The sequence below is a fragment of the Streptomyces malaysiense genome, assembly GCF_000980885.2.
In the GTDB taxonomy this organism is placed as follows: domain Bacteria; phylum Actinomycetota; class Actinomycetes; order Streptomycetales; family Streptomycetaceae; genus Streptomyces; species Streptomyces malaysiense.
In genome coordinates, this window is record NZ_LBDA02000105.1 from 35,414 (window position 1) to 53,569 (window position 18,156).

At 73.1% G+C, this 18,156-nt stretch carries 16 protein-coding genes and 1 pseudogene; 12 read left to right on the forward strand and 5 right to left on the reverse strand.

Annotated features, from left to right (window positions below):
- Positions 1-47 precede the first annotated feature (47 nt).
- The 7 genes from VT52_RS32545 (at position 48) to VT52_RS32575 (ending at position 11,142) form a co-directional block, all read left to right on the forward strand.
- Positions 48-1,496, forward strand: a complete 1,449-nt coding sequence (locus tag VT52_RS32545; protein ID WP_206306669.1) for a hypothetical protein — start codon at positions 48-50, stop codon at positions 1,494-1,496.
- A gap of 14 nt (positions 1,497-1,510) precedes the next feature.
- Entirely contained in the window at positions 1,511-2,533 is a 1,023-nt protein-coding gene (locus VT52_RS32550; RefSeq protein ID WP_046425215.1) for a glutamate ABC transporter substrate-binding protein, read from the forward strand.
- A gap of 50 nt (positions 2,534-2,583) precedes the next feature.
- Positions 2,584-3,858: a coiled-coil domain-containing protein gene (locus VT52_RS32555; RefSeq protein ID WP_046425218.1), complete on the forward strand. Its 1,275-nt coding sequence runs from the start codon at positions 2,584-2,586 to the stop codon at positions 3,856-3,858.
- Complete coding sequence (locus tag VT52_RS32560; RefSeq protein ID WP_046425220.1) at positions 3,855-6,359, forward strand: serine/threonine-protein kinase; 2,505 nt, start codon at positions 3,855-3,857, stop codon at positions 6,357-6,359. Before VT52_RS32555 ends, VT52_RS32560 begins: the two co-directional genes overlap by 4 nt.
- Positions 6,360-6,362: 3 nt before the next feature.
- Entirely contained in the window at positions 6,363-7,733 is a 1,371-nt protein-coding gene (locus VT52_RS32565; RefSeq protein ID WP_046425232.1) for a PP2C family protein-serine/threonine phosphatase, read from the forward strand.
- Positions 7,734-7,852: 119 nt separating this feature from the next.
- The gene (locus VT52_RS32570) at positions 7,853-9,244 is read left to right on the forward strand and encodes a vWA domain-containing protein (RefSeq protein ID WP_046425221.1); all 1,392 of its coding nucleotides are present in this window, start codon (positions 7,853-7,855) and stop codon (positions 9,242-9,244) included.
- Positions 9,245-9,303: 59 nt separating this feature from the next.
- Entirely contained in the window at positions 9,304-11,142 is a 1,839-nt protein-coding gene (locus tag VT52_RS32575; protein ID WP_071387724.1) for an FHA domain-containing protein, read from the forward strand.
- A gap of 18 nt (positions 11,143-11,160) precedes the next feature.
- Here VT52_RS32575 and VT52_RS32580 read toward each other — a convergent pair whose 3' ends face one another.
- The gene (locus VT52_RS32580; protein WP_046428059.1) at positions 11,161-12,138 is read right to left on the reverse strand and encodes a methyltransferase domain-containing protein; all 978 of its coding nucleotides are present in this window, start codon (positions 12,136-12,138) and stop codon (positions 11,161-11,163) included.
- A 105-nt stretch (positions 12,139-12,243) separates the two neighbouring features.
- Between VT52_RS32580 and VT52_RS32585 the strand changes: the two genes are divergently transcribed.
- The gene (locus VT52_RS32585) at positions 12,244-12,648 is read left to right on the forward strand and encodes a globin (protein ID WP_046428056.1); all 405 of its coding nucleotides are present in this window, start codon (positions 12,244-12,246) and stop codon (positions 12,646-12,648) included.
- 42 nt (positions 12,649-12,690) lie between these two features.
- Here the strand turns inward: VT52_RS32585 and VT52_RS32590 are convergent, their stop codons facing one another.
- The 4 genes from VT52_RS32590 to VT52_RS32605 form a co-directional block, all read right to left on the reverse strand.
- The gene (locus VT52_RS32590) at positions 12,691-13,383 is read right to left on the reverse strand and encodes a DUF8185 domain-containing protein (protein WP_071387725.1); all 693 of its coding nucleotides are present in this window, start codon (positions 13,381-13,383) and stop codon (positions 12,691-12,693) included.
- Positions 13,380-13,802, reverse strand: a complete 423-nt coding sequence (locus VT52_RS32595) for an acyl-CoA thioesterase (protein WP_046428835.1) — start codon at positions 13,800-13,802, stop codon at positions 13,380-13,382. The genes VT52_RS32590 and VT52_RS32595 overlap by 4 nt, the downstream gene beginning before the upstream one ends.
- 6 nt (positions 13,803-13,808) lie before the next feature.
- Positions 13,809-15,473, reverse strand: a complete 1,665-nt coding sequence (gene ettA / locus VT52_RS32600; RefSeq protein WP_046428833.1) for an energy-dependent translational throttle protein EttA — start codon at positions 15,471-15,473, stop codon at positions 13,809-13,811.
- 512 nt (positions 15,474-15,985) lie between these two features.
- A complete protein-coding gene (locus VT52_RS32605) occupies positions 15,986-16,741 on the reverse strand; it encodes a GntR family transcriptional regulator (protein WP_046428830.1) in 756 nt (251 codons plus the stop codon).
- Between the two features lie 74 nt (positions 16,742-16,815).
- Between VT52_RS32605 and VT52_RS39205 the strand changes: the two genes are divergently transcribed.
- From VT52_RS39205 to VT52_RS32615, 4 genes and pseudogenes are all read left to right on the forward strand, one after another.
- Complete coding sequence (locus VT52_RS39205) at positions 16,816-17,094, forward strand: hypothetical protein (protein WP_046428828.1); 279 nt, start codon at positions 16,816-16,818, stop codon at positions 17,092-17,094.
- Positions 17,095-17,419: 325 nt separating this feature from the next.
- Complete coding sequence (locus VT52_RS32610; RefSeq protein ID WP_046428840.1) at positions 17,420-17,623, forward strand: hypothetical protein; 204 nt, start codon at positions 17,420-17,422, stop codon at positions 17,621-17,623.
- Positions 17,620-17,844, forward strand: a pseudogene (locus VT52_RS38510) (hypothetical protein). The gene VT52_RS32610 and the pseudogene VT52_RS38510 overlap by 4 nt, the downstream one beginning before the upstream one ends.
- On the forward strand, positions 17,841-18,156 hold a 316-nt coding region (locus VT52_RS32615; RefSeq protein ID WP_167377765.1), incomplete at its 3' end, for a GntR family transcriptional regulator. The pseudogene VT52_RS38510 and the gene VT52_RS32615, both read left to right, overlap by 4 nt.

Genomic DNA, 18,156 nt, shown 5'->3' on the forward strand with positions numbered 1-18,156 from the left:
GTGCGGCGATACTTGGCTGACGTACGGATGACCATGGGGGAGGTCGAGTGACACACCCGCCGCAGAGCGCAGCACCACCGGTCACGGGCTCCGCCGTGCCCGGCGCCCCCGGCGTCCCCGCCCAGACCGCCCCGCAGGCCCCGGCGCCGTCCCACGCGCCACGCCCCCAGGCGCCGCACTCGCGGCGGACCGCCTTCGCCGAGGGCGCCGAGAAGCTGCGGGCCGCCGCGACCACCGAGCCGGGCCGGCTGCGCATCATCGGTGCCGTGCTCGCCCTGCTGGTCGTGGCGTTCGGCGCGGTCACCGCCTGGCAGAGCAGCGAGCGCGCGGCCGCCGCGGACGACGTGCTGCACCGCAGCCAGCCCCTCAGCTCCGGCGCCGCCGACATCTACCGCTCGCTGGCGGACGCCAACACCGCCGCCTCCAGCGGCTTCCTGGCGGGCGGCCAGGAGCCGGCGGCCACCCGCGACCGGTACGAGAAGGACATCAGCGCGGCCGCCACCGGCCTGGTCACGGCCGCCGCCAACGCCGAGCCGGGCTCCGCCTCCGAGACCACCATCGCCCGGCTGAACCGGCTGCTGCCCGAGTACAAGGGCCTCGTGGAGCGGGCCCGCACCTACAACCGGCAGGGCTACCCGGTCGGCGGCGCGTATCTGCGGTACGCCAACGAGAAGATGCAGACGCAGATGCTCCCCGCCGCCGAAGATCTCTACACCAGGGAGAACGCGCGCCTGGACGCCGACTACGGGAACGCGACGCCGTACCCCTGGGCGGCCATCGCGCTCGGCGTGCTCACCCTGGCCGGGCTCGGCTGGGCCCAGCGCCGCGACTACCTGCGCACCAACCGGGTCCTCAACCACGGCCTGGTCGCGGCCGGTTCCGCCACCGTCGTCGCCCTGCTGTGGCTCACCGTCGGACACACCGTCGCGCGCTCCGAGCTGACCGGCTCCTACGACCACGGCGTCCGCTCCCTGACCGTCCTGTACGACGCCCGCATCGCCTCCCTGAAGGCGCGGGGCAACGAGAACATGAGCCTGGTGGCGCGCGGCGCCGAGACCGTCACGGTCGGCGGCAAGCAGTACGACACGTACTACTACGCCTTCGACAAGGACATGACCGTGCTCGGCGAGGGACTGGGCCGGGCGGAGCGGCTCGCCGACGACTCCGGCGGCACCGCGCCCGTCAGGTCCGCCGAGGCGGGCACGGCGCTGTGGAAGCAGCGGCACGCCGCGGCCCGCACCGCGGACGAGAACGGCGACTACCAGCAGGCGCTGGCCAAGGTGATCGGCGCCAAGGGCACCACCGGCGAATGCTTCGACGGTGTCGACAAGGACCTGGCCCGCGCGATAGGCCATGAGCAGACCGAGTTCCGGCAAGCCGCCACGAGCGGGCGGGACGCCATGACCGGGCTGTCCGTCGGCGCCGCCGTCCTCGCGGCGCTCGGCGCGGCGGGCGCGCTCGCCGGGATCGGCCGCAGGCTTTCGGAGTACCGGTGAGAAGGAGCGGGGCGATGGACGCGAGCCGGCTGCGCGGCTGGGGCGGGGTCGGCACGATGGCGGTCCTGTGCGCCCTGGCGCTGGCCTTCGTCCTGCTGCTGCCGTGCACGCAGATCGCGCACCACCACACCCCGGACCGGAGCGGGCAGCAGCTCGCCGAGGGCAGCCAGGTGCGCGCCGGGTCCTGCCAGGACTCCGAGGCGCAGAAGCAGACCCTCGCCCCGTCCGGCGCGGACGGGCCGGCCGTCGACGCCATCAAGGCCCGCGAGGGCGCCCGGCGCAAGCTGATCGTCGGCGTCGACCAGAACAGCTACCGCTGGGGCTACCGCAAGCCCGACACCGAGGGCGCCCGGCTGGAGGGCTTCGACATCGACCTGGTGCACCGCATCGCCCAGGACATCCTCGGCGACCCGAACGCGGTCCAGTTCAAGGCGATACCGACCAACCAGCGCATCTCGGCGATCCAGGACGGCCGGGTGGACATGGTCGTGCGCACGATGACGATCACCTGCGACCGGCTCGGGCAGGTCGCCTTCTCGGCGCCGTACTTCAAGACCGGCCAGCAGGTCCTCGCGCCCAAGTCGTCATCGATCACCGGTTACAACGACACGCTGGCGCACAAGAAGGTGTGCACGGCCACCGGTTCGACGGGGTACGCGAAGCTGGACGCGGACAAGAAGGCCGGGACGCTGCCCGCCTCCACCGACATCTCCACCACCGTGCCCAACCAGCTCGACTGCCTGGTGCGGCTCCAGCTCGGCGAGGTGGACGCCGTGGTCACCGACGGCGCCCTCGCGGCCAGCCAGGCCGCGCAGGATCCGACCGTGGAACTCAAGGGCGCGCCGTTCACGACCGAGTACTACGGAGTGGCGATGAAGAAGGACGCCTCCGATCTGGTGCGCCGGGTCAACCGGGTCCTGGTCGCCTACCGCACGAGCGGCTGGCAGGCGTCGTACGACACATGGCTGTCGGCCACACTGGGCAAGGACTCCTCGGCGTCCGAGCCGCCCGCACCGCAGTACCTGCGCACCAGTTGAACCACGGCCGGCCTGAACCAGCGGAACACACAGCAAGCGAGAGGTGATCGATGGGCGTCACGGACCCCGCCGGGCCGGTGATGGACCGGGACGAGGTGGACCGTGCGCTGGCGCGGCTCGGCCAGGAGCACGAGGCCATCGAGACCTCGCTGCTCGCCCTCCAGGACCACGCGGGCCGCCGGCTCCTGGAGGGTGCCGAACTGGCCGGCGTGACCCAGGAGCGCTGGCAGGCCACGGAGGCGCGGATCACCCTGCTGTGGTCGTACTTCGACGCCTACACGGACGCTTTGCGCGGCGCCCGCGAGATCCGCGCCCGGCGCCGCTGGTCCAGCCGGGAGGACCTGGCCGAGCTGACCCAGCTGCTGCGCGGCACCTCCGTGACGGTCGCCGGCCCCGGCACGGGCAGGCTCAGCGAGAGCTTCTCGCTGACCGAACTGGTGGACCGGATGAACGAGCTGTACGCGACCAGCCTGGACCTGGTCGTCACCGCCGACGCGGTCTGGTCGGCGCTGCCCGCGCGGATCGACCTCCTCGCCGCCGAGCTGCAGCGCACCCGGCAGCTCGCGCACTCCGTCGGCGTGCGCCCCGGCGAACACCCCGCGGGGGACGACCTGGAGCGGATCACCCGCACCCTGACCCGGCTGCGCGAGGACGTGATCCGCGACCCGCTCGCCTTCTGGGTGCCCGCCCGGGGCAGCTCGGCGCCCGGCGGCGGCCGCCCGGACACCACGGTGTACGACCGCGAGGCGCGCGCCCTGGAGGACGTGCGCCGGGAGATCGACGCGGTGCTGACCGTGCGCCAGGACGCCGAGGCCCGGCTGATCCGCCTCCGGGACGTGCTCTCGCGCGCGGACCGCACCCTCGCCGAGGCCCGTACCGCGCGCGGCGAGGTGCTGGCGAAGATCGCCGCCACCGAGGTGCCGGTGGTCAGCGGCCCGCCGACCGTGCTCCAGGAGCAGCTGGCGACGGCGGCCGAGTACCGGCGGGGCGCCCAGTGGCACCGGCTGTCCCCGCTGCTGGAGTCCCTCGAACAGAAGGCCGAGGACGAACTGCTGCGCGCCCGTGAGCAGTTGACGGCGGTCACCGCGCCGCTCGCGGTCCGCGCCGAACTGCGCGGCCGGCTCGACGCCTACAAGGCGAAGGCCGCCCGGCACGGCCTGGCCGAGGACCCGTTCCTGGTGGAGCGGTACGACGCCGCCCGGCGGATGCTGTGGAGCGCGCCCTGCGACCTGCGGGTGGCCGAGGGCGCCGTGCTGCGCTACCAGCGGGCGGCGGCCGAACTGCTGGACGGCGCCCCCGAGGACCGTGAGGGGGACCGGCGATGAGCGGGGCCGGGCGAGCCTGCCAGCGGCCGGGCTGCGAGGGGTCGTACGAGGACGTCGGCGGCGGCCAGCTGTACTGCGACACCTGCGGCCTGGCGCCCGTGGTGTCGGCCGGGGGTGCCCCCTACGGCGAAGGACTGGTCGGCTCGCCGCCCACCGGGGTGACCCGGGGCGCCGCCGAGGGCCGGGGTTCCGGCAGCGCCCGCAGCGCGCGCACGTCCTCGCAGTCGTCCAGGTCGCGGCGCTCGGTGTCCGGGCGGCTCTCACGATCCCTGTCGGGCGGCTCCGCCACCGCCCGCTCGGTGTCGGTGCGCAGCTCCGCCTCCTCGTCGGGGTCCTCCGGGCGAAGCCGGCTCGGCGCGGGCCTGGTGGATGTGCCGCAGGTGCCGCGGCCCGATCCGCACACCATGGTCCTCGACGACCCCGAGGTGCCCGAACGCAAGCGGTTCTGCTCCCGCTCGGACTGCGGGGCGCCGGTCGGCCGGGCCCGGGGCGAACGGCCGGGGCGCACCGAGGGGTTCTGCACCAAGTGCGGCCACCCGTACTCCTTCGTGCCCAAGCTGAAGGCCGGAGACATCGTGCACGGCCAGTACGAGGTCGCGGGCTGCCTCGCGCACGGCGGCCTGGGCTGGGTCTATCTCGCCGTGGACCGGGCCGTCTCCGACCGCTGGGTGGTGCTCAAGGGCCTGCTGGACACCGGGGACCAGGACGCGATGGCCGCCGCGATCTCCGAGCGGCGCTTCCTCGCGGAGATCGAGCACGCCAACATCGTGCGGATCTACAACTTCGTGGAGCACCTGGACCAGCGCACCGGGTCCCTCGACGGCTACATCGTCATGGAGTACGTCGGCGGCAAGTCCCTCAAGGAGATCGCCAACGCCCGCCGCACCCTGGAGGGCAGACGCGATCCGTTGCCGGTGGAGCAGGCGTGCGCGTACGGCATCGAGGCGCTGGAGGCGCTCGGCCACCTGCACAGCCGCAACCTGCTGTACTGCGACTTCAAGGTCGACAACGCCATCCAGACCGAGGACCAGCTCAAGCTGATCGACATGGGCGCGGTGCGCCGCATGGACGACGGCGAGTCCGCGATCTACGGCACGATCGGCTACCAGGCGCCCGAGGTCGCCGAGGTCGGCCCCTCGGTGGCGAGCGACCTGTACACCGTGGGCCGCACCCTCGCCGTGCTGACCTTCGACTTCCAGGGCTACACCAACGTCCACGTCGACTCGCTGCCGGACCCCGAGACCGTCGAGGTGTTCCGCCGCTACGAGTCCTTCTACCGCTTCCTGGTCCGCGCCACCGACCCCGACCCGGCCCGCCGCTTCGGCTCGGCGCAGGAGATGGCGGAGCAGCTGACGGGGGTGCTGCGGGAGGTCGTCGCCCTCCAGAGCGGCCAGGCACGGCCGGCCCTGTCCACCCTGTTCGGGCCCGAAGTGCGGGTCACGGACACCGAGTTGTTCCCCCGCCTGGACGGCGACGTGTCACGGCTCGGGGCGCGGAAGATCCCGGGGCGCGAGCGGGGGGCCGCCTCCCCCTCGCCCGCCCCGTCGCAGCCCGCCCTGATCAAGCCGCTCGACTTCCCCGCCGCCGCCCTGGCGCTGCCCGCGCCCCTGGTCGACGCGAGCGACCCCAACGCCGGCTTCCTGGCGGGCCTCGTGGCGTCCGCGCCCGGGGAACTGCTCGGGGCGCTGGCGGCGGCGCCCGCGCAGAGCGTGGAGACACGGCTGCGGCAGGTGCGGGCGCGGCTGGAGGCCGGGGACCACGCGGGCGCCCGGACCGGGCTCGCCCCGCTGGAGAAGGAGCGTCCCGAGGACTGGCGGGTGGTCTGGTACCGGGGTCTGGCCGCGCTGGTCACCGGCGACTTCGAGGGCGCCGCGCTCGCCTTCGACGCGATCTACGACGCCTTCCCCGGCGAGGCCGCGCCCAAGCTGGCGCTCGGCGCCTGCGCCGAGGTGCTGGGCCAGCTGGACAACGCGGCCGACTACTACCACCTGGTGTGGACGACCGATCCCAGCTATGTGAGCGCGGCGTTCGGGCTCGCCCGGGTACGGCTCGCCGCCGGGGACCGGCGGGGCGCGGTGCACACGCTGGAGTCGGTGCCGGAGTCGTCCATCCACTACACGGCCGCCCGGGTCGCCGCCGTCCGGGCCCGGCTCAGAGGACGCACCGCGAGCTCGGGTGACGTACCGTTCCTGGAGGATCTGACCGCCGCCGCCGGGCAGGTCGAGGCCCTTCAGGCGTACGGGCTCGACCCGGAGCGGCGCGAGCTGCTGTCGGCGGAGGTGCTCGGCTGTGCGCTGGACTGGATACTCTCCGGGGGCCGGAACAGCGCCCGGACGGCTTCCGACGAGCGGGTGCTGCTGGGCAGCGGACTGGACGAGCGGGGTCTGCGCTTCGGCCTCGAACGCGCCTACCGCACGCTGGCCCGGCTGGCCCCCGGCGGCCAGGAGAGGAACGAACTGGTGGAACGGGCCAACCGTTACCGCCCCCGGACGTGGGTGTAGTTGATGTCGCAGATGCCCCAGCAGGCCGCACCGGCCACGTGCCCGAGCTGCGCGGAGCCCGTCGAACCGGACGACCTCTTCTGTGGTGCGTGCGGTCACGACCTCTCGGTGGTGCCCGCCCCGGCCCAGGACCACCCCACGCTGACCATGACGGGCTCCCCCGCGCCCGGCTCCGGGGACTCCGGTGTCCCGGCGCCCGGGGAGGGCGTGGAGTGGCCCGCCGCCGAGCCCCCCGGTTCCGGCTCCGCCTCCCCCGAGACGCATCTGCCGACCGATCTGCCCGGCACCGACTCGGGCGGCCGTCCGCTGCGCCCCGACACCCCGCAGGCGCCCGCGGACCAGCCCGCGTCCGGTGTCCGGCTGGACCGGCCGGCGGAACCCGAGGAGTACCCGTTGCAGGCCCCCGACCCCCGCGCCGCGAACGAGACCCCCGGACCGGAACAGCCGCCCGAGGAGCACGCGCAGCCCGCCACGACCTGCGTCGCCTGCCGCGCCGGCCACGTGGACAGCGACGGCTACTGCGAGAACTGCGGACACGCCCAGCCCCGCGAACGCGACCACATGGAGCGCGAGTCGGGCCCGGTGGCGGCCGTCAGCGACCGCGGGCTGCGCCACCACCGCAACGAGGACTCCTTCACCCTCGGCCACACCACGCTGCCCGACGGCGGCCCCGCCACGCTCGCCGTCGTCTGCGACGGCGTCTCCTCGGCGACCCGCCCCGACGAGGCGTCGGCCGCCGCCGCGCGCGCGGCCGGTGACACCCTGCTCACCGCCCTGCCACGCGGCACGCACCCGCAGACGGCCATGCACGAGGCGATCGTCGCCGCCGCCCAGGCCGTCAACGCGCTGGCCGGGGAACCGGACACGGCCCGCGAGCACGAACCGCACCAGAACGCCCCGGCCTGCACCATCGTCTCCGCCGTGGTCGCCGACGGGCTGCTGGTGGTCGGCTGGGTCGGCGACAGCCGCGCCTACTGGGTGCCGGACGACCGCGGGACGCCGCCCGCCCGGCTGACCGAGGACGACTCCTGGGCCGCACAGATGGTCGCCGCCGGGCTGATGGGCGAGGCCGAGGCGTACGCCGACGAGCGCGCCCACGCGATCACCGGCTGGCTCGGCGCCGACGCATATGAACTCGACCCGCACACCGCGTCGTTCAAGCCGGACCGGCCCGGCGTGGTGGTGGTGTGCACCGACGGGCTGTGGAACTACGCCGAGACGGCGCGGGAGATGGCCGAGACGATCCCGGCGGACGCCGCCGTACGACCGCTGCACAGCGCCCGCGTCCTGGTCGGCCACGCCCTGGACGGCGGGGGCCACGACAACGTAACAGTGGCCGTCCTGCCGTTCCCCGCACCGCCGCGGGGGGCATGATCGGCCTGAGGGCACGAAGGCACGAGGTCACGAAGTCACGGGGCGCGGGCCGGAGGGGACCGGCCCGTACACGGCGTCGCCACGCGTAAGCGGGGCAGCGGAGGGGGATTTGAGTCCGTATGGCCAATTTCGCGAAACCGAGCGCGCCACGATTCTCGGTGGACGTGTACCAGAACGAGTACCTGCCCGAGGGCGGCCGCGAGGTCAACGCCATCGTCACGGTGACGGCGACGGGCGGCGGCACGCTCGGCAAGGGGCTCGGCCTGGTCACCGCCACCGGCTCCGGCCGGAGTCCCGGCGCGGCCGGCTCCGCCGTGGCGATCATGGTCGACTGCTCGGGCTCCATGAACTACCCGCCGACGAAGATGCGCAACGCCCAGGACGCCACGGCCGCCGCGATCGACACCCTGCGGGACGGCACCCACTTCGCGGTGATCGGCGGCACCCACGTGGCCACCGAGGTCTACCCCGGCGGCGGCCGCCTCGCCGTCGCGGACCCCGCCACCCGGGAGGCGGCAAAGCAGGCGCTGCGCCGCCTCACCGCGGGCGGCGGTACGGCCATCGGCACCTGGCTGCGCCTCGCCGACCGGCTGCTGTCCTCGGCGGACGTCCCCCTGCGGCACGGCATCCTGCTCACCGACGGGCGCAACGAGCACGAGTCGCCGGAGGATCTGCGCACCGCCCTGGACGTCTGCACCGGCCGGTTCACCTGTGACGCGCGGGGCGTGGGCACCGACTGGGAAGTGAAAGAAGTCACAGGGATCGCCTCCGCGCTCCTCGGCACCGCCGACATCGTCGCCGATCCGGCGGGCCTCGCCGCCGACTTCACACGGATGATGGAGACGGCGATGGGCAAGGAGGTCGCCGACGTCGCCCTGCGGGTGTGGACGCCGGTCGGCACCACCATCCGCTTCGTCAAGCAAGTCGCTCCCGCGGTGGAGGACCTGACCGCGCGCCGCACCGCGGCCGGACCCCGCGCCGGGGACTATCCGACCGGCTCCTGGGGCGACGAGTCCCGCGACTACCACCTGTGCGTGGAGGTCCCACCGGCCGGCCTGGGCCGCGAAATGCTGGCCGCCCGGGTGTCGTTGGTGGTTCCGCAGCCCGGGAGCACCACCCGAGCGAGCGCGGCCGAGCCCGCGGGGGGCTCCGCACAGGACCTCGGCGCGCAGGGCCTGGTACGGGCCGTGTGGACCGACGACATGGCGGTCTCCACCGCGATCAGCCCCCCGGTCGCCCATTACACGGGTCAGGCCGAACTGGCACAAGTCATCAAGCAAGGGATCAACCTGCGCAAAGCAGGCGATTTCGATGGAGCAACGGCCAAACTGGGACGGGCCGTTCAACTGGCGAGTGCCTCGGGGAACGCGGATACTGCGAAACTGCTTTCGAAGGTGGTGGACGTGCTCGACGCCGCGGCAGGTACTGTGCGGTTGAAGACGAGGGTCGCGGAGGCCGACGAGATGACTCTGGAGACCCGGTCCACAAAGACTGTTCGTGTAAAGAAGTGACCCGAAGCGACGCCGGCGGTCCAGCCGGACCCTTGGAAGGAAGAAGGGGAAGCACCGACATGCCGACCTGCCCGAACGGACACCAGTCGGGTTCCGACGACTGGTGCGAGGTCTGCGGTCACCGCATGGCCGGTGCCGTACCTCCGCCTCCGCCGCCCCCTCCGTCCGGCGGTTACGGCTTCCCGCCCGCCGGGACCGGTCAGCAGGGCGCCCGCCCGCCGGCCGCCGCCGGGGAGGCCGAGCTGTGCCCGCAGTGCCGCACACCCCGCGAGGGCGGCGCGCCCTTCTGCGAGGAGTGCCGGTGGAACTTCCTGACCAACACCGCCACCTCGTACACCCCGGCGGCCCCGCGCCCCTCGGGCGGCCCGCACTTCCAGCCGCCGAACACGCCGTTCGGCGGCCGTGACGGGTACGAGTACCAGGACTCGCGGCCCTCGCGGGTGAACCGTCCCGCCGAGCCGATCCCGTCGTTCGGCAGCGAGCCGTCGGGGCCGACCCCGTTCGACCGCACCCCGCCGAGCCCGCCGACCTCCCCCGGCCCGCCGGCCCCGCCCGCCTTCGGGCGGATCCCGGGCCAGGGTGCGCCCGCCACCCCTTCCGGCCCCGGCCAGGGCCAGGACGGCGGGTACGGCTACCCGCAGCCCGGCAACCCCCAGTCCCCGCCGTCGCCGCCCGGCTTCGGCGGCGACCGCGGCCCCGGCACGAACCCCGGTGGTCCGGCGGGCGGCCCCGGCGGCCAGGGCCAGGGCCAGGACGGCGGGTACGGCTACCCGCAGCCCGGCAACCCCCAGTCCCCGCCGTCGCCGCCCGGCTTCGGCGGCGACCGCGGCCCCGGCACGAACCCCGGTGGTCCGGCCGGCGGCCCCTCGCCCTTCGGCAACGCTCCGGGGCAGGGTCCGGGCGCCGGCGGCCCCGCCGGTCCCGGCCAGGGCCCCGGCGGCCGAGGTGGCGGCTACGGCTACCCGCAGCCCGGTGGCACCCAGTCCCCGCCGTCGCCGCCCGGCTTCGGCGGCGACCGCGGCCCCGGCACGAACCCCGGTGGTCCGGCCGGCGGCCCCTCGCCCTTCGGGAGCGGCCCCGGCCAGGGTGCCTTCGGCGACCCCTCCCGGACCGCGGGCCCCGGCGGCCCGGGTGGCCCTGCCGGTCCCGGTGGCCCCGGTGGCCCCGGACAGGGTCCCGGGGGCGCCCCGCAGGCGTTCCCGTCGGCGGTCGGCGGCCCGCCCGCGCCCCCCGCGTTCCCGCGGGAGACCGGACGCACCCCGCCCGGCGGCCCTGGTGGCGGTCCCGGCTCCGGCGGTCCCGGCTCCGGCGGTCCCGCCTTCGGCGGCGGGGACGACGACTGGGTGATCTCCCCGCCGTCGTCCGCCGACGCCTCGGGTCCCGGCCAGGGCGGCGGCTACGGCTACCCCCAGCCCGGTGGCACCCAGGCCCCCTCCGGCCCCGGCTTCCAGAAGACCCCCGCCGGCTCGGGCTTCCCGGACGCGCCGGGGCAGTCCACCTGGACCGCGACCGTCGGCCCGGACCGTGAGTACTTCATGGCGATGATGCAGCGCTCCGGCCCCGAGGCCACGGGCCTGAACCTGCCCGCGTACTCCCCCGAGCAGCAGCGCACCCTCACCGGCGACCAGGTGACGATCGGCCGCCGCCGGCACTCCACCGGCGACACCCCGGACATCGACCTGGCCGTGCCGCCGGAGGACCCGGGCGTCTCGCACCAGCACGCGATGCTGGTGCAGCAGCCGGACGGCGGCTGGGCGGTGGTCGACCAGAACTCGACCAACGGCACCACGGTCAACATGTCGGAGGACCCCATCCAGCCGTTCGTGCCGGTTCCGCTGCGTGACGGCGACCGGGTGCACGTGGGTGCCTGGACGACGATCACCGTCCGCCGGGGCTGAGCACCGGCGGCGGAGCGGTCACGGGAGGGGCCAGGCGTACAGCCCCTCCGGGTCGTCCAGCCAGGCCCAGCCCCGATCCCCGGCGAGCGTGACGCCGTAGCGTTCGCGCTCCGGCTCCTCCTCACGCCCCCACAGCGCGTACGCCTCCCGGGGGTCGAGCGCGCCCCGGCCCAGTGCCAGCAGGAAGCGGAAGGTGTCCTGCTCACGGGCCCTGCGCGGCAGCCCCGCGAAGCAGACGTCCGCCGGCTCGGCCCGGCCCTGTCCGCGCAGCGGCACGAAGTAGGCGGCCGTGGTGAGGAAGCGGCCCTCGGCGTGCTCCGCGTCCCGCACGGTGAGCGCGAGCACTCCGGTCGCCAGCGGGAGCAGGACGCGGGCGCCGGGACGGCACTGGGCGAGCCAGGCGCGCGGCACCGTGGGCAGCGCGCAGGTCGCGATGATCCGGTCGAAGGGGGCGCGTCCGGGCACCCCGCGCGCCCCGTCGCCGGTGACGACCACCGGGCGGTACCCGGCCGCGGCCAGGTGAGCCCGCGCGGACTCGGCGATCTCCGGCTCCAGCTCGACGCTGGTGACGAGATCGTCGTCGCCGAGCCGCTCGGCCAGCAGGGCCGCGTTGTACCCGGTGCCCGCGCCCACCTCCAGGACCCGGTCGCCGTCCTCGACGCGGAGCGCGGCCAGCATCCGGGCCATCAGGGAGGGCTGGCTGCTGGAGGACAGCAGTTCGCCGTCGCGCAGCCGGGTGGCCAGCGGCTCGTCCGCGTAGGCGCCGCACACCCAGCGTTCGCGGGCCCGGGGATCGGGACTCTCGCCCCAGCGCCGCTCGTAGCCGCGCGGCGTGGCGACGAAGTAGTACGGCACGAACAGGTGCCGGGGCACCCGCGCGAACGGCTCCCGCCATCTCGGGTCCGCCGTGAAGGCGCCCTCCGTCGAGATCTTCCGCACCATCTCGGCCCGCGCTCCGGCGGCGAGTTCCTCGGTCCGTGCGTCGTAACCGCCCATACCCCCACGGTAGGCACCCGCCCGCCTTTCCGAGGCCAGTCCCGGCCGGTCCTGGTCGGTCCTAAGACCTGAGTCCTGGGCCGCCCCGTCTGAGACCATGGACGGGTGAATGAGATTCGGCGCGGCACGCTTCAGGAGCAGACCTTCTACGAGCAGGTCGGCGGTGAGGACACCTTCCGCCGGCTCGTCCACCGTTTCTACGAGGGCGTGGCCGGGGACCCCGAGCTGCGGGCGATGTACCCGGAGGAGGACCTGGGCCCGGCGGAGGAGCGGCTGAGGCTCTTCCTGATGCAGTACTGGGGCGGCCCCACCACCTACAGCGAGCGCCGCGGCCACCCCCGGCTGCGGATGCGGCACGCCCCCTTCGCGGTGGACCGGGCGGCGCACGACGCCTGGCTGCGGCACATGCGGGCGGCAGTGGACGACCTGGACCTGTCCGAGGAGCACGAGCGGACGCTGTGGAACTACCTGACGTACGCCGCCGCGTCGATGGTCAACACCCCGGACTGATCGCGCACGCGCGACGGCGGGTTACGGCGGGAGGACGGCGGCTCAGCGGCTCACGCTGACGCCCAGCGCCCCGAGGGAGCCGAGCGCCCCGGCCCGCCGTACCGCGATCGAGCCGTACGGCGTGCGCAGCCGCAGCCACGCGCCCGAGGCCAGCAGGCCGGTGTCGGCCGCCTCGGTGCCCGGTCGCAGGAAGCCCAGGGACTGCGCCGCGTGCACGGCGCGCACGGGCAGCCGGGTGTGCCCGGTCTCGCGGGACCAGATGTCCCGCCCGATCCGGTCCAGCTCCGCCCGGGTACGCAGCTCGGGCGCCAACTCCTCGGTGCGCGCCCGGAATTCACCGACCGCCGCGGCTACCGTCGCCCGCAGCGCGTCCGGGGCCGGCAGCCCCGGCTCGGTGCGCCAGCCGCCGCGCGGCGGCAGCACTCCGGCCCACGGCGGTCCGGTGACCGCGCCCGGCACGGCCGCGGTGGCCGCCCGCTCGGACACCGACTCCAGCAGCTCGCCCGCGGAGACGGTGACGTCGAGGGTGACTTCGAGACCGTTCTCGTACGGCTTCGCGAGCCGTACCGCGCGCACCGCGAGCACCTCGAAGGACGGCGGCCGTCCGAAGACGGCGAGCGCGGTGCCGGCCGCCTGGAGGCGCACCGCGGCACCGCGGTCGTAGTGGAGCAGCCGGGCGAGGAAGGCGGCGAGGTCCGCCGCCTCCGTCTCGTCCACGAGGTGCAGCACCGTCATGCGGCGACGGCCTCGCCCTCTTCGGCGCCGGCCTTCTCCAGGTACTCCTGGAGGAACTCGCGCTCCTCTGGGGTGATCCGGCGCGGCCGCTGGGCCTCGAAGTCGAACGGCACGACGACGGTCGCGGCCCGCACGTAGACCACGTCCGCGTCCTTCACCTCGTAGGTGATGGTGAAGGACGCGGCCCGGATCTCGGTGACCCACAGCTCGATGTCCACCGGGTGGTGCCGGTGGACGAGCTGGCGCTTGTAGTCGATCTCATGGCGCGCCACCACGGAGCCCTGCTGGAACTCCTTGTCCGGACGGAACAGGAAGTTGATCCGGGCCTCTTCCAGGTAGCGGATGAAGACCGCGTTGTTGACATGGCCGTAGGCGTCCATGTCGGACCAGCGCAGCGGGCACTCGTAGGTGTGGCGCAAGACCGATCAGCCCCGGGTCAGCTTCTTGTAGGTCGCCCGGTGCGGACGCGCGGCGTCCGCGCCGAGGCGCTCGATCTTGTTCTTCTCGTACGACTCGAAGTTGCCCTCGAACCAGAACCACTTGGAGTCGCCCTCGTAGGCGAGGATGTGGGTGGCGACCCGGTCGAGGAACCAGCGGTCGTGGGAGACGACGACGGCGCAGCCGGGGAACTCCAGCAGCGCGTTCTCCAGGCTGGACAGGGTCTCGACGTCCAGGTCGTTGGTGGGCTCGTCGAGGAGCAGCAGGTTGCCGCCCTGCTTCAGGGTGAGCGCGAGGTTGAGGCGGTTGCGCTCACCGCCGGACAGGATGCCGGCCGCCTTCTGCTGGTCCGGGCCCTTGAAACCGAACGCGGAGACGTAGGCACGGCTGGGCATCTCGACCTGGCCGACGTTGATGTAGTCGAGACCGTCGGAGACGACCTCCCACAGCGTCTTCTTCGGGTCGATGTTGGCGCGGCCCTGGTCGACGTAGGAGACCTTGACGGTCTCGCCGACCTTGATGTTGCCGGAGTCGGGGGTCTCCAGACCCTGGATCATCTTGAACAGCGTGGTCTTGCCGGCGCCGTTCGGGCCGATGACGCCGACGATGCCGTTGCGCGGCAGCGTGAAGGACAGGTCGTCGACCAGGACCTTCTCGCCGAATGCCTTGTTGAGCTTGTCGACCTCGACCACGACGTTGCCCAGGCGCGGGCCCGGCGGGATCTGGATCTCCTCGAAGTCCAGCTTCCGCATCTTGTCGGCCTCGGCGGCCATCTCCTCGTACCGGGCGAGGCGGGCCTTGGACTTGGCCTGACGCCCCTTGGCGTTCGACCGCACCCAGTCCAGCTCCTCCTTGAGGCGCTTCTGCCGCTTGGCGTCCTTCTGGCCCTCGACCTTGAGGCGGGCGGCCTTGGTCTCCAGGTACTTGGAGTAGTTGCCCTCGTAGCCGTGCAGGCGGCCGCGGTCGACCTCGCAGATCCAGCCGGCGACGTTGTCCAGGAAGTACCGGTCGTGGGTGACGGCCACGACGGTGCCCGGGTACTTGGCCAGGTGCTGCTCCAGCCAGTTCACCGACTCGGCGTCGAGGTGGTTGGTGGGCTCGTCGAGGAGCAGCAGGTCGGGCTGCTCCAGGAGCAGCTTGCAGAGCGCGACGCGGCGCTTCTCACCACCGGAGAGGTTGACGACCGGCCAGTCGCCCGGGGGGCACCCGAGCGCGTCCATGGCCTGCTCCAGCTGGGCGTCGAGGTCCCAGGCGTTGGCGTGGTCCAGCTCCTCCTGGAGCTTGCCCATCTCCTCCAGCAGCGCGTCCGAGTAGTCGGTCGCCATCTGCTCGGCGATCTCGTTGAACCGGTCGAGCTTGCCCTTGACCTCGCGGACGCCGTCCTGGACGTTCTCCAGGACCGTCTTGTCCTCGTCGAGCGGGGGCTCCTGAAGCAGGATGCCGACGGTGTAGCCGGGCGACAGGTACGCGTCACCGTTGGACGGCTGCTCCAGCCCCGCCATGATCTTCAGCACGGTCGACTTGCCGGCACCGTTCGGACCGACGACGCCGATCTTGGCACCCGGCAGGAAGTTCAGGGTGACATCGTCGAGGATCACCTTGTCGCCGTGCGCTTTGCGCGCCTTGCGCATGGTGTAAATGAACTCAGCCAAGAGAAACCGTCCGGCAGCTTGAAATCTGGCAGTGGGCAGATACACCCCATCTTGCCGTATCGCCACCCCTGCGCGGAAACCCGTTGGGCGGGGGCCCTGTGACCTGGGCATTCACTGGTGGCGGCGGTGAGGCGTCTGTCGCCGCCGGTCGCCATCGAGTGCCCTCGGGCACCCTCGCACGGCCCAGGGACGGCCCGGGAGCGATCACCCGGGCAACCGGATCTTGGGGTCCGTCGGTTGCAGTGATGCCGCTGCCTGCACGCCGCCCGCCGGTCTCCTGGTACCAGCCTCGGAGGTCACCGGAACAACTCCGGGACCGGGCATACCCGTAGCGGCTCTTCCGGTTGATCTGCCTGCCGCCACCAGGTGTGTCGATCGGCGCACTGCCACAGCGAGCGGCAAGCCCGCTGACCGTCGTCGCCTCGGGCGAGTACGAAACCGCCCCACTTCAGGGGTTGACCGCACTCGGGGCAAGCGGGAGCGTCCTCGGCCATACGGCAATCCCAACGGGGCTATCGGCTGATCGGGATCTCGTAGACGATCTCGCAGTGAGCGGCGGGCACCACGATGTCCGCGGTCTCGACGGGCCGCCCTTGGTCGTTGTAGTACGTCCGTCGGATGTGCGTGACGAGCGCGGCCTTCTGGATGCCGAGTATCGACGCTTCCTCGGCGGTCGCCTGCCTGGGTTCGGGCTGCTCGACGGCGTGGCTGACGGTGATGCCGATCGCGGCCATGCGGTTCACGACACCTTCCCCGGCGTGCGGTCCCCCCTCGGGCAGGACGACGAGGGTGCCGGCGGTGAGGTCGTACGGCTCCCAGCTCGTGGACAGCTGCACCGGCCTGCCGTCGCCCAGGAACTCGTACGTCGTCCGGACACAGAGATCACCCTCGGCGATACCGAGCCGCGCCGCGATGTCCGAGGGAGCCGGCACCTTGGCGTCGGTCCGGCTCTCCCAATCCCCTTGCCTGCCCACGGCTTTCATGTCCGCCCGGAACGGCGACCCGTCGGGCCGCTCCCGCGCGGACGAGCGGACCATGCGCACCCGCTGCCGCGGCTCGGCGACATAGGTGCCGGAACCGGCGCGCCCCTCCAGCACACCCTGGGAGATCAGCAGCTCCTGAGCGCGACGGACGACGTTCTCGCCCACCCCGCACTCCTGGCCGATCTGGGCGCGGGACGGCAGGCGGTCTCCGGGCTCCCATACGTGCTCCGCGATCCGCCGCCGGAGTTCGTCGGCGATGCGGAGATAGGGCGGTTGCTCAGGCATATGGAAAATCTAGTCCCCTCTAATCTAGTTAACTAGCTTTACTGAAAGTGATCGCCGGTGACGGAGGCTGCCCTGTGCCCGCTTCGGGAGTTCGCGCGGCAGCCATCGCTGCCCGGCTGACGGCCCTCGGACTTCCCGCACGCCTGAAGGAGCACGAGCGGTCCTGGTCGGTCGAAGCGAAGGTGCCGGAATCGCTTCCCGCCGAGTCCTGGCGGGAGGTCTTGGAAGTCGTGGCGGAGGCCGATCGGTTCGGACTCCTCGCCACCAGCCTGAACGGCCGCACCCTCTGGGCGGCCGTACGCAAAGCGGTCCCCACGACGGGCGATGTCGGGGGAGCGAGCCATCAGCGATAGGAGCTGAACAGCGTGCTCAACCGTATCCGCCGCGCCGCCTCCCTCACCAGAGCGCGGTACACCGCCAAGGGCAGGCATCGCCGCCCCCCTACGACTGGCCCGGACTTCTGCGATCCCCGTTCCCCCCCGCGCGCATCGACGCGCCGACGGTCGCGCCGAGCCGGGCGCCCGACAGCGCGAACCGCCGCCACCCGCTCGCGGGGGAGGAAAACGTGCTCGTCCGCCCGTACATGGTGGCTTGGGAGAAACGGGCACGGCCACGTGCGGTGGTGGTCGCCTCCCACATGCCCGCTGCGGCATGGTCGTCCCTTGCGGGGGCGCGCTGATGCCCTCTTCCGAGTCGACCCGCACCACCGAGACGCTGGCCACCCCCTACCGGTCGGCCGAGTGCTGCATCGGGACACACCTCGACTGCGCGGAATCCTCCCCGATCTCCGCACCGATCGACCTGCCGGTCGCCTACGAGACATGCGTCTGCCCGTGTCACTCGCTCTCCCACCGCTCCATGCCCACGGAGGCAGGCCGGTGAACGGTTGGACACCCGACAGCACAGTGGTCTCCAACGTCGAGATCACCGCGGCCAGCGTGCAACGAGGGGACATCATCCAGCTCGGATGACAGCCCTGCCGGGTGGCAGACCTCTTCCAACTCCCTCAAGGTGCCAAGCAGATCGTGTTCGAGTCGGGCGAACTGCTGACCGTGCACGCCCGAACGCGGCTCGCCGCCGTACGCGTGCTGAGAAGGCGGTGAACCGGTCCGTGCGCTCACGGCATCACGACATCGCCGACGATCTCCGGCAGCAGATCACGACCGGCCGCATCAAGCCTGGTGAACGCCTCCTGGCAGAGGCGGCCCTCGCCGACCGGTACAAGGTCAGTACGGTGACATTGCGAAGCGCCCTCGCGGTCCTCCAGGGCGAGGGCATAGTCGAGAAGATCCACGGCAAGGGCAACTTCGTCCGCCGCCGGCCTCGCAAGACCGTGTACATCGGCGGCTGGGGGATGTTGGACCCCTGGACCGCCGGCGAAGCGGCTCTGCGTCTCAGCTTGGCGTTTAACCTCG